Here is an 11,876-nt window from a genome sequence, read left to right as displayed (position 1 = left end):
GTCTGTACCTATGGTCTCGGCTCAACGCCTCGTTCATGAGGGCGCTCTGTGTTCACATACCGGAACGAACGGAGCTGCTGTGCGCCGAACCGCATTCCTGGTGACCGTCACCGCCCTCGTGCTGGCGGTCCTCGCCCCACCGGACACGCCCCGCGCCGAGGCCGCCCCCGCCGCCTTCGCCCACCCCGGGGTCACGGTCTCCCGCGGGCAACTGGACTTCACCCGCACCCAGGTCAACGCCGGAGCCCAGCCCTGGAAGGGCGCCTTCGACCAGATGCTGGCGAGCAGGTACGCCGACCTGAACCGCGTCCCCAAGCCCCGCGCGGTCGTCGAGTGCGGCTCGTACTCGAACCCCAACTACGGCTGCACCGACGAGCGCGAGGACGCCATAGCCGCCTACACCGACGCCCTCGCCTGGTACATCACGGGGGACGAGCGGTACGCGAAGAAGGCCATCCAGCTGATGGACGCCTGGTCGGCCGTGATCACCGACCACACCAACAGCAACGCCCCCCTCCAGACCGGCTGGGCCGGCTCCTCCTGGCCGAAGGCCGCCGAGATCATCAAGCACACCTACCCGGGCACCTGGGCGAACTCCGGCCGCTTCGCGACCATGCTGCGGAACGTCTACCTGCCCGAGGTCATCAACGGTTCCCACTCCAACGGCAACTGGGAGCTGTCGATGATGGAGGCGGCCGTCGGCATCTCCGTCTTCCTCGAGGACCGGACGTCGTACGACAAGGCCATGGCCCGTTTCCGTACCCGCACCGCCGCCTACGTCTACCTCGCCTCCGACGGCGATCTGCCGAAGACCGTGCCGAGCCAGAACCTCGACACCCGGGAGAAGATCGTCAACTACTGGCAGGGGCAGGGCACCTTCGTCACCGGCCTGACCCAGGAGACCTGCCGCGACCTCACCCACACCGGGTACGGCATCTCCGCGATCTCGCACATCGCCGAGACCAGCCGGATCCAGGGCCAGGACCTGTACGGCACCGACGTCGGCGAGCGGCTGCGGCAGGCCCTGGGCTTCCAGGCCAAGTACCAGCTCGGTACGGCCGTGCCGAGCTGGCTGTGCGGCGGCTCCCTGAACCTGGGGCTCGGCCCGGTCACCGAGGTCGGATACAACGCGCTGCACCACCGGCTGGGCATCGCGATGACGAACACCCAGACCCTCACCGAGCGCAACCGCCCGGCGGGCACCAACAACCTCTTCGTCGCCTGGGAGACCCTGACCCACGCCGAGAATCCCGCGTGAACCGATCAGGGGGGCTCGTCCGATGAACGGGTGAGGAACGGGTGAGGGGCGGGTGAGCGGCAGCCGGCCCGGGGCGCGGCGCACCGCGTCAGGGTTGCGTCAAAGACGCCCCTCACCCTTCGGATCATCCTGTTTGTCGGAACTGTTGGCCGTAGGGTCGACGCTGCGTACACAGGAGTTACGGGAAGACAATGAGGCCATGGCACGCGGCAAGCTTCGGATCTACCTCGGTGCGGCACCGGGCGTGGGCAAGACGTACGCGATGCTGTCCGAGGCGCACCGGCGGGTGGAGCGCGGCACGGACTGCGTGGTCGCGTTCGTGGAGCACCACGACCGCCCGCGCACCGAGGTGATGCTGCACGGTCTGGAGCAGGTCCCGCGCCGTGAGCTGGAGTACCGGGGCGGCGTCTTCACCGAGATGGACGTGGACGCCGCCCTCGCCCGCCACCCGCACGTCGCCCTGGTGGACGAACTGGCCCACACCAACATCCCCGGATCGCGCCACACCAAGCGCTGGCAGGACGTGGAGGAACTGCTCGCCGCCGGGATCGACGTGGTCTCGACCGTCAACATCCAGCACCTGGAGTCCCTCGGGGACGTCGTGGAGTCGATCACGGGCGTCCGGCAGCAGGAGACCGTGCCCGACGAGTTCGTCCGGCGCGCCGACCAGATCGAACTGGTCGACATGTCCCCGCAGGCCCTCCGGCGGCGCATGGCCCACGGCAACATCTACCGGCCGGACAAGGTCGACGCGGCCCTGTCCAACTACTTCCGCCCCGGGAACCTCACCGCCCTGCGTGAGCTGGCCCTGCTCTGGGTGGCCGACCGGGTCGACGAGTACCTCAAGCAGTACCGCAGCGAGCACCGCGTGTCGGCGATCTGGGGCTCGCGGGAGCGGATCGTGGTCGGACTGACCGGTGGCCCGGAAGGCCGCACCCTCATCCGCCGGGCCACCCGGCTCGCGGAGAAGGGCGCGGGAGGCGAGGTCCTCGCCGTGTACATAGCGCGCAGTGACGGGCTGACCTCCGCCTCGCCCAAGGAACTCGCCGTCCAGCGCACCCTCGCGGAAGACCTGGGCGGCACCTTCCACCACGTGGTCGGCGACGACATACCGGCCGCGCTGCTCGCCTTCGCCCGCGGGGTGAACGCCACCCAGATCGTCCTCGGCTCCTCGCGCCGCAAGGCCTGGCAGTACGTCTTCGGGCCCGGCGTCGGCGCCACGGTCGCCCGGGAGTCGGGGCCCGACCTCGACGTGCACATCGTGACCCACGAGGAGGCGGCCAAGGGGCGGGGGCTGCCGGTGGCCCGGGGCGCCCGGCTCGGGCGGGCCCGGATCATCTGGGGCTGGGCGATCGGCCTGGCCGGTCCGGTGCTCCTCGCGGCCCTGCTGAGCGTCGTCGACCTGGGCCTCGCCAACGACATGCTGCTGTTCCTGGCGTTGACCGTGGCGGCCGCGCTGGCCGGCGGACTCCTGCCGGCGCTCGCCTCGGCGGCCCTCGGCTCCCTGCTGCTGAACTACTACTACACCCCGCCCCTGCACCGCTGGACGATCGCCGACCCGAAGAACATCGTCGCCATAGTGATCTTCGTCGGGGTCGGGGTGTCGGTGGCCTCGGTGGTGGACCTGGCGGCCCGGCGCACCCACCAGGCCGCCCGGCTGAGAGCCGAGTCCGAGATCCTGTCCTACCTGGCCGGCAACGTGCTGCGCGGCGAGACCAGCCTGGAGGCCCTGCTGGAGCGGGTGCGGGAGACCTTCGGGATGGAATCGGCGGCGCTGCTGGAGCGGACCGACGACCGGGCGCCGTGGACCTGCGCGGGCCACATGGGCGTCGGCCGGATGGTCGGGCGGCCGGAGGAGGCGGACGTGGACGTCCCGGTCGGCGACCACATGGCGCTGGCCCTCACCGGCCGCGTGCTGCCCGCCGAGGACCGCCGGGTGCTGGCCGCGTTCGCCGCGCAGGCGGTCGTCGTGCTGGACCGGCGGCGGCTCCAGGAGGAGGCCGAGCGGGCCCGCGCGCTGGCCGAGGGCAACCGGATCCGCACCGCCCTGCTGGCCGCCGTCAGCCATGATCTGCGGACGCCGCTGGCCGCGATCAAGGCGGCGGTGTCGAGCCTGAGATCCGACGACGTGGAATGGTCCGAGGAGGACCGCGCCGAGCTGCTCGAAGCCATCGAGGAGGGCGCGGACCGCCTCGACCACCTGGTGGGCAACCTGCTCGACATGTCGCGCCTCCAGACCGGCACGGTCACACCGATCATCCGGGAGATCGACCTCGACGAGGTGGTGCCGATGGCACTCGGCGGGGTCCCCGACCCGGAGGAGTGCGTGGAGCTGGACATCCCGGAGACACTGCCGATGGTCGCCGTGGACGCCGGGCTGCTGGAGCGGTCGGTGGCCAACCTGGTGGAGAACGCGGTCAAGTACAGCCCCGCCGGCGAACCCGTGCTGGTCTCGGCGAGCGCGCTCTCCGAGCGGGTCGAGGTGCGCGTCGTGGACCGGGGGCCGGGCGTTCCCGACGAGGCGAAGGAGCGGATCTTCGCGCCCTTCCAGCGGTACGGTGACGCTCCGCGCGGGGCGGGGGTGGGACTCGGCCTCGCGGTGGCGCGCGGCTTCGTCGAGGCCATGGGCGGCACCCTCAACGCCGAGGACACCCCCGGCGGGGGCCTGACCATGGTCCTCACGCTCCGCGCGGCGGGATCGCGGCCGCCCGGCGAGGACGCCGAGGCCCGGGCCGCGGCGGAGAAGAGCTCGGCAGAACGGGAAAGGCAGGCTTCATGGTGAGCCCTGCTGGGGGGATCCCCCAGACTCCCACGAGGGTGCTCGTCATCGACGACGAACCGCAGATCGTGCGCGCCCTCGTGATCAACCTCAAGGCGCGCAAGTACGAGGTGGACGCCGCCCACGACGGCGCCACCGCCCTCAAGCTCGCCGCCGCCCGCCACCCGGACGTGGTCGTCCTCGACCTGGGACTGCCCGACATGGACGGCGTCGAGGTGATCAAGGGGCTCCGCGGCTGGACCCGGGTGCCGATCCTGGTGCTGTCCGCCCGGCACTCCTCGGACGAGAAGGTCGAGGCGCTCGACGCGGGCGCCGACGACTACGTCACCAAGCCCTTCGGCATGGACGAGCTGCTGGCCCGGCTGCGGGCCGCCGTGCGCCGCGCCGAGCCCGCCGGGGGCGAGGAGGACGACGTCCTGGTGGAGACCGGCGAATTCACCGTCGACCTCGCCGCGAAGAAGGTCCACCGGGCCGGGAAGGACGTCCGGCTGACGCCCACCGAGTGGCATCTGCTGGAGGTGCTGGTGCGCAACACCGGCCGGCTCGTCAGCCAGAAACAGCTGCTCCAGGAGGTGTGGGGGCCGTCCTACGGGACGGAGACCAACTACCTGCGGGTGTACATGGCCCAGCTGAGACGCAAGCTGGAGGCGGACCCGTCGCACCCCGAGCACTTCATCACCGAGCCGGGGATGGGTTACCGGTTCGAGCGGTAGCACCACGGGTACGGCGGTGTCGGCGGGCACCGGTACGCTTCAGATATGAGTGCTGTTCCTCGTTCCGAAAAGCCGGCGGGCCGGTTCCGGCGCATGCTCGACCGGCTCTCCTCGTCCCAGGAGGACCTGGAGTCGGAGGAGCTGCGAGAGGACGCCGAGACGGCCGGGTGCACCCGGATCGGAGACTGCCAGGACCGCCAGATCGTGACGGTTACTGGTACCTTGCGCACGGTCACCCTGCGCCCGAGGGCCGGAGTCCCGGCCCTGGAGGCGGAGCTGTTCGACGGCAGCGCCGCACTGGACGTGGTGTGGCTGGGCAGGCGCTCCATCGTGGGGATAGAACCGGGACGCAAGCTCATCGCATCGGGCCGGATCTCCATGAGCAGAGGCCGCCGGGTGCTCTTCAATCCGAAGTACGAACTGAGACCCCTCGGTAGGGAGTAGCCGGTGACGTCGCTCGACAAGCCGACCGAAGACACTCAGCAGGACGACGCCCGGGCGGTGACCGAGGCCGCCTTGTTCGAGGCGTTCGGTGGGGTGCGGGGCATGGTCGAGACGGTGATGCCCGGCCTCCTCTTCGTCACGATCTTCACGATCAACAAGGACCTCCACATGGCGGCGATCGCCGCCCTGGTGGTCTCGGTGATCCTGGTCGTGGTCCGCCTGGTGATGAAGGACACCGTCAAGCACGCCTTCAGCGGGGTCTTCGGCGTCGCCTTCGGTGTCGTCTTCGCGATGATGACCGGCAACGCCAAGGACTTCTACCTGCCCGGCATGATCTACACGCTGGGCCTGGCGCTGGCGTACATCATCACGACGCTGTGCGGGGTTCCGCTGATCGGTCTGATCCTCGGCCCGGTCTTCAAGGAGAACCTCTCCTGGCGCACCCGCAACCCGGGCCGCAAGACGGCGTACGCCAAGGCCAGTTGGGCGTGGGGCCTGATCCTGCTCGCCAAGTGCGCGATCCTCTTCCCGCTGTACTGGTGGGCCGACACGGCCCAGCTCGGCTGGGTGCTGGTCGCGCTGAAGATCCCGCCGTTCCTGCTCGCCGTCTGGCTGACCTGGGTCTTCCTCGCGAAGGCGCCCGCGCCGATCGACGTGTTCGCGGAGATGGAGGCGGAGGAGAAGGCGGAGGCCGAGCGGAAGGCTGCCGACGCCGCGGAGGCTGGTGGGCGGCACCGCCGGGAGGGCTAGGCCGTGTCCCCGCAGTCCCGTCCGGCTCGCGGCGCCCGGCACGCGCGCTGCCGATAGGCGAAGGGCGCCCTGAGATCTCAGGGCGCCCTTCGCCGTCGTCGTCCACTCCGGTCAGCTACCGGTGGTGTCCTTGCGTACCGACAGCAGGTCCTCCAGCTGCTCCTCCCGGGCCTGCGCGGCCACGAACAGCAGTTCGTCACCCGGCTCCAGGGAGTCCTCGCGGGTCGGGGTGAGGACGCGCGTGCCGCGGATGATGGTGACCAGGGAGGTGTCCTCCGGCCACTCGACGTCGCCGACCTGGGTGCCGGCCAGGGCCGACTCCTCGGGGAGGGTCAGTTCGACGAGGTTGGCGTCGCCGTGGCTGAAGCGCAGCAGCCGGACCAGGTCGCCGACGCTCACCGCCTCCTCGACCAGGGCGGACATCAGACGCGGGGTGGAGACGGCCACGTCGACGCCCCAGGACTCGTTGAAGAGCCACTCGTTCTTGGGGTTGTTGACGCGGGCGACGACGCGCGGGACGCCGTACTCCGTCTTGGCCAGCAGGGAGACGACCAGGTTGACCTTGTCGTCGCCCGTCGCGGCGATCACGACGTTGCAGCGCTGGAGGGCCGCCTCGTCCAGGGACGTGATCTCGCAGGCGTCGGCGAGCAGCCACTCCGCCTGGGGGACGCGCTCGACCGAGATGGCGGTCGGCGCCTTGTCGATGAGCAGGATCTCGTGGCCGTTCTCCAGCAGCTCGCCCGCGATCGAGCGGCCGACGGCGCCGGCTCCGGCAATGGCGACCCTCATCAGTGACCGCCTTCCTTCGGGCCTTCGGCGAACGACGCCTCGACCTTCTCCACCTCGTCGGTGCGCATCATCACGTGCACCAGATCGCCCTCCTGGAGCACCGTCTGGGAGGTCGGCAGGATCGCCTCACCGAGGCGGGTCAGGAACGCCACGCGGACGCCCGTCTCCTCCTGGAGCTTGCTGATCTTGTGGCCGACCCAGGACGGGGCGGCGTGCACCTCGGCGAGCTGGATGCCCCCGGTGGGGTCGCGCCACAGCGGCTCGGCGCCCGAGGGCAGCAGCCGGCGCAGCATCTGGTCGGCCGTCCAGCGGACGGTGGCGACGGTGGGGATGCCCAGGCGCTGGTAGACCTCGGCACGCCGGGGGTCGTAGATACGGGCCGCGACGTTCTCGATGCCGAACATCTCGCGGGCCACCCGGGCGGCGATGATGTTGGAGTTGTCACCGCTGGAGACGGCGGCGAAGGCGCCCGCCTCCTCGATGCCGGCCTCGCGCAGGGTGTCCTGGTCGAAGCCGACTCCGGTGACACGACGACCGCCGAAACCGGAGCCCAGTCGTCGGAAGGCGGTGGGGTCCTGGTCGATCACGGCGACCGTGTGCCCCTGTTGCTCCAGGGTCTGGGCGAGAGCGGAACCCACTCTGCCGCAGCCCATGATGACGATGTGCACGACCGTCCTTCCGAGGGTCACGAAGTCAAGAGGTCAATCAGTTCTCTTGCATGGCTCTGAACAGGGTCTCAGACCGTCGACCAAGCTACACACGCGCGGTCGTCATGGGGCACCCCTGTGCACGGTTCGGGCGATCAGCGGCGGCTGATGCTCCAGAGACTGAGGAAGGTGAGGATTCCGAGGCCGACGAAGGTTCCGGCGGCGCCGATCAGCTCCGCGGTCGAGTGCATGGAACCTCCGAAGGGCGGCAGCGGGACGGGGTTTGTCATATAGACATGGCGATCGGCGCGGCCACGGAATCCGCAGCCGCGCCGTGGCTGATTTCACCCAGGAGGCAGACGCGGCGTAACGGGGCCGGGGGAGGGTGGGCGGCCCCGTGTTCGAAGGCTTACGATCCTCTGTTGTGTCCAAACTGACCGACGTGCCCAAACGGATTCTGATCGGGCGCGCACTGCGCAGTGATCGGCTGGGGGAAACCCTCCTGCCGAAGCGCATCGCCCTGCCCGTCTTCGCTTCCGACCCGCTGTCCTCCGTGGCCTACGCGCCCGGGGAGGTGCTGCTGGTCCTCTCCATCGCGGGTGTGTCGGCCTACCACTACAGCCCGTGGATCGCCCTCGCGGTCGTCGTACTGATGTTCACGGTGGTCGCCTCCTACCGGCAGAACGTCCACGCCTACCCCAGTGGCGGTGGTGACTACGAGGTCGCCACCACCAACCTCGGTGCCCGGGCCGGCCTGACCGTGGCGAGCGCCCTGCTCGTCGACTACGTCCTGACCGTGGCCGTCTCCATCGCCTCGGGCATCGAGAACCTCGGCTCCGCGGTCCCGTTCGTCGTCGAGCACAAGGTGGCCTGCGCGGTCGCCGTGGTCGTGCTGCTGACGCTGATGAACCTGCGCGGCGTCAAGGAGTCCGGAAAGCTGTTCGCGATCCCGACCTATGTGTTCGTCGCGGGCGTCTTCATCATGATCGCCTGGGGTGCGTTCCGGGGGCTGGTCCTCGGTGACGACCTGCGGGCGCCGACGGCCGACTACACGATCAAGGCCGAGCACCAGGGCCTGGCCGGATTCGCGCTGCTCTTCCTGATGCTGCGTGCCTTCTCCTCCGGCTGTGCGGCGCTCACCGGTGTCGAGGCGATCTCCAACGGCGTCCCGGCGTTCCGCAGGCCGAAGTCGAAGAACGCGGCGACCACGCTCGCGGCGATGGGCCTGCTGGCCGTCACCATGTTCTGCGGCATCATCGTGCTGGCCCTGTTCACCGATGTCCGCATGGCCGAGAACCCGGCCGTCGACCTGCTGCACAACGGTGTCGCGGTCGGCGCCGACTACGTCCAGAACCCGGTGATCACCCAGGTCGCCGAGGCCGTCTTCGGCAAGGGCAGCTTCTTCTTCGTCGTGCTCGCGGCCGCCACGGCCCTGGTGCTGTTCCTGGCCGCCAACACCGCCTACAACGGCTTCCCGGTGCTCGGCTCGATCCTCGCCCAGGACCGCTACCTGCCCCGCCAGCTGCACACCCGCGGCGACCGCCTCGCCTTCTCCAACGGCATCGTGCTCCTGGCCGGGGCGGCCAGCCTGCTGCTGGTGATCTACGGCGCCGACTCCACGCGTCTGATCCAGCTGTACATCGTCGGTGTGTTCGTGTCGTTCACGCTCAGCCAGACCGGCATGGTCCGCCACTGGAACCGCCATCTGGCCACCGAGACCGACCCGGCCAAGCGCCGCCACATGGTCCGCTCGCGCGCGATCAACACCTTCGGTGCCTTCTTCACCGGCCTGGTCCTGGTCGTCGTCCTGCTCACCAAGTTCACCCACGGCGCCTGGGTCGCCCTGCTCGGCATGGTGATCTTCTACGCGACGATGACCGCGATCCGTAAGCACTACGACCGGGTGGCCGAGGAGATCGCGGCGCCCGAGGGCCCCAGCGACGACAGCGTACGGCCCTCCCGCGTGCACTCGGTCGTGCTGATCTCCAAGATCCACCGCCCGACGCTGCGCGCCCTCGCCTACGCCAAGCTGATGCGCTCCGACACCCTGGAGGCACTCACCGTCAACGTCGACCCGGCCGAGACGAAGGCGCTGCGCGAGGAGTGGGAACGGCGCGGCATCGACGTACCGCTGAAGGTCCTCGACTCGCCCTACCGCGAGATCACCAGGCCGATCATCGAGTACGTCAAGAGCCTGCGCAAGGAGTCACCGCGCGACGCGGTGTCCGTGATCATCCCCGAGTACGTGGTCGGCCACTGGTACGAGCACCTGCTGCACAACCAGAGCGCGCTGCGGCTCAAGGGCCGGCTGCTGTTCACCCCGGGCATCATGGTCACCTCCGTCCCCTACCAGCTCGAATCCTCCGAAGCGGCCCGCATGCGCGCCCGCAAGCGGTCCGAGTGGAACGCGCCGGGCGCGGTGCGGCGCGGTCCGGCGGAGGCGGCGCGGCCGAAGGAGGCGTCGGACAGCGCGTCCGGCAAGTCGGCGGGCTCGTCCGGCTCCACCGGCTCGTCCGGCAAGTCCTCGGGCACCAAGGGCTGAGGCTCTCTGGTCAACGGCCGGACGGCACCCACGTAGACTGGTGGGCTGTTGTCCGGCCGTTTCCCTTTCTCGTCACTGGAGTCACCCCGCCATGCAGGAAGAACCGAAGAAAACGCTGGTGGGGACGGAGTACGAGGTCGAGATCGGCCCCGTCGCCCACGGCGGCCACTGCATCGCCCGCACCGACTCCGGCCAGGTGCTGTTCGTCCGGCACGCGCTGCCGGGCGAGCGGGTCGTGGCCCGGGTGACGGACGGCGAGGAGGGCGCGCGCTTCCTGCGCGCCGACGCCGTACAGATCCTGGACGCGTCCAAGGACCGGGTCGAGGCCCCCTGCCCCTACGCCGGCCCCGGCCGCTGCGGCGGCTGCGACTGGCAGCACGCCAAGCCCGGCGCCCAGCGCCGGCTCAAGGGCGAGGTGATCGCCGAACAGCTCCAGCGGCTCGCCGGGCTCACCCCCGAGGAGGCCGGCTGGGACGGCACCGTGATGCCGGCCGAGGGCGACAAGCTGCCGGCCGGCGAGGTACCGCAGTGGCGCACGCGCGTGCAGTACGCGGTCGACCCGGACGGCAACGCGGGGCTGCGCCGCCACCGCTCGCACGAGGTCGAGCCGATCGAGCACTGCATGATCGCGGCACCCGGCGTCAGCGAGCTCGGTATCGAGAACCGTGACTGGTCCGGCATGGCCTCCGTCGAGGCGATCGCCGCGACGGGCTCCCAGGACCGCATGGTGATCCTCGAGCCGCGGCCCGGCGCCCGCCTGCCCCTCGTCGAACTCGACAAGCCGGTCTCCGTGATGCGCGTCGAGGAGAAGGACGGCGGCATCCACCGCGTCCACGGCCGCGCCTTCGTGCGCGAGCGGGCCGACGGCCGTACGCACCGCGTCGGCAGCGGCGGTTTCTGGCAGGTCCACCCGATGGCCGCCGACACCCTGGTCAAGGCCGTCATGCAGGGCCTGCTGCCGCGCAAGGGCGACATGGCGCTCGACCTGTACTGCGGCGTCGGCCTCTTCGCGGGGGCCCTCGCCGACCGCCTCGGCGACAAGGGCGCGGTCCTCGGCATCGAGTCCGGTAAGCGCGCCGTCGAGGACGCCCGGCACAACCTCGCCGGCTTCGACCGCGTCCGGATCGAGCAGGGCAAGGTGGAGAGCGTCCTCCCGCGCACCGGCATCACGGAGGTCGACCTGATCGTCCTCGACCCGCCGCGCGCGGGGGCCGGCAAGAAGACGGTCGAGCAACTGACGTCGCTCGGTGCGCGGAAGATCGCCTATGTGGCGTGTGATCCGGCTGCGTTGGCGCGGGATCTGGGGTACTTCCGGGACGGGGGGTACCGGGTGCGGACGCTGCGGGCGTTCGATCTGTTCCCGATGACGCATCACGTGGAGTGCGTGGCGATTCTGGAGCCGGTGGCGAAGGGGATCTGACCCGCGGCTCTCCGGCCGGGGGCGGTGGCCCGTTCCACCGCCCGCCAGGTCGTCGTCCATGAGGATCGTGCGACCTCAGAATTCGTGCACGACCACCCAGTAGTCGGATTCCTCGACCGAGGCGGCACACAGGTGGCGGCCGTCGACCGAGACGGCCACGAACTCGGGGGAACCCGTCACGCCGGAAATGCGGGACGGGAGGTTCTTGCCGAGCGGGTCCTTCACCCGCACCCAGCCGATCCTGCTCCCGCCGGGTACCGGCGGGAGGATGAGGAAATCGCCGCCCTCCCCGTACAGCGACGCCTGTACGGCGTGGTGGTGCCACGTCTCGTCCAGCTCGTCGGCGGCGTGGGGGGTGGACGCGGGGACGGTGGCGACCGGCTCCACCTCGAATCCGCTGACCGCGTGGATGGCGGCGTTCACCGGCGGGCCGTCGGGCGCCGTCTCCCCCGTCACCTCGACGAGTCCGCAGCGCCGAAGGGTGTCGCGCCACTCCGGTGCCTGCCGGTCGTTCATGATGTCTGGCCCCTCATC

General features: G+C 70.3%; 10 protein-coding genes. 7 read left to right on the top strand and 3 right to left on the bottom strand.

The window, feature by feature from the left end; all coding sequences use genetic code 11:
• Window positions 1-97 precede the first annotated feature (97 nt).
• The 5 genes from IE275_RS29385 to IE275_RS29365 all read left to right on the top strand — a co-directional run bounded on the left by IE275_RS29385 (window position 98) and on the right by IE275_RS29365 (window position 5,944).
• Window positions 98-1,258 (top strand): alginate lyase family protein, encoded by a 1,161-nt coding sequence (locus IE275_RS29385; protein WP_373299310.1) that lies wholly within the window; start codon window positions 98-100, stop codon window positions 1,256-1,258.
• A gap of 199 nt (window positions 1,259-1,457) precedes the next feature.
• Window positions 1,458-4,040, top strand: coding sequence for an ATP-binding protein (locus IE275_RS29380; RefSeq protein WP_189714631.1), 2,583 nt, complete (start codon window positions 1,458-1,460; stop codon window positions 4,038-4,040).
• Window positions 4,034-4,750: a response regulator gene (locus IE275_RS29375; RefSeq protein ID WP_189714629.1), complete on the top strand. Its 717-nt coding sequence runs from the start codon at window positions 4,034-4,036 to the stop codon at window positions 4,748-4,750. The genes IE275_RS29380 and IE275_RS29375 overlap by 7 nt, the downstream gene beginning before the upstream one ends.
• 45 nt (window positions 4,751-4,795) lie before the next feature.
• Window positions 4,796-5,194 carry an OB-fold nucleic acid binding domain-containing protein gene (locus tag IE275_RS29370; RefSeq protein WP_189714627.1) on the top strand — a complete coding sequence of 133 codons (399 nt, stop codon included), beginning with the start codon at window positions 4,796-4,798 and terminating at the stop codon, window positions 5,192-5,194.
• A gap of 3 nt (window positions 5,195-5,197) precedes the next feature.
• Entirely contained in the window at window positions 5,198-5,944 is a 747-nt protein-coding gene (locus IE275_RS29365; protein ID WP_189714625.1) for a DUF3159 domain-containing protein, read from the top strand.
• Window positions 5,945-6,055: 111 nt separating this feature from the next.
• Here IE275_RS29365 and IE275_RS29360 read toward each other — a convergent pair whose 3' ends face one another.
• The gene (locus IE275_RS29360; protein ID WP_189714623.1) at window positions 6,056-6,733 is read right to left on the bottom strand and encodes a potassium channel family protein; all 678 of its coding nucleotides are present in this window, start codon (window positions 6,731-6,733) and stop codon (window positions 6,056-6,058) included.
• Window positions 6,733-7,401, bottom strand: a complete 669-nt coding sequence (locus IE275_RS29355; RefSeq protein WP_189714621.1) for a potassium channel family protein — start codon at window positions 7,399-7,401, stop codon at window positions 6,733-6,735. Before IE275_RS29355 ends, IE275_RS29360 begins: the two co-directional genes overlap by 1 nt.
• Window positions 7,402-7,804: 403 nt before the next feature.
• On the opposite strand from IE275_RS29355, the gene IE275_RS29350 reads away from it, so the two are divergent.
• Complete coding sequence (locus IE275_RS29350) at window positions 7,805-9,922, top strand: APC family permease (RefSeq protein WP_189714619.1); 2,118 nt, start codon at window positions 7,805-7,807, stop codon at window positions 9,920-9,922.
• 91 nt (window positions 9,923-10,013) lie between these two features.
• Window positions 10,014-11,342: a class I SAM-dependent RNA methyltransferase gene (locus IE275_RS29345; RefSeq protein WP_189714617.1), complete on the top strand. Its 1,329-nt coding sequence runs from the start codon at window positions 10,014-10,016 to the stop codon at window positions 11,340-11,342.
• A 75-nt stretch (window positions 11,343-11,417) separates the two neighbouring features.
• Here the strand turns inward: IE275_RS29345 and IE275_RS29340 are convergent, their stop codons facing one another.
• A complete protein-coding gene (locus IE275_RS29340) occupies window positions 11,418-11,858 on the bottom strand; it encodes a PH domain-containing protein (protein WP_189714615.1) in 441 nt (146 codons plus the stop codon).
• Window positions 11,859-11,876 lie beyond the last annotated feature (18 nt).

Origin of the sequence: Streptomyces phaeofaciens, from assembly GCF_014648915.1 — a bacterium.
Lineage (GTDB): Bacteria > Actinomycetota > Actinomycetes > Streptomycetales > Streptomycetaceae > Streptomyces > Streptomyces phaeofaciens.
The sequence above is the reverse complement of the archived record's forward strand: the minus strand, read 5'-3'. Positions and strand labels throughout refer to the sequence as shown.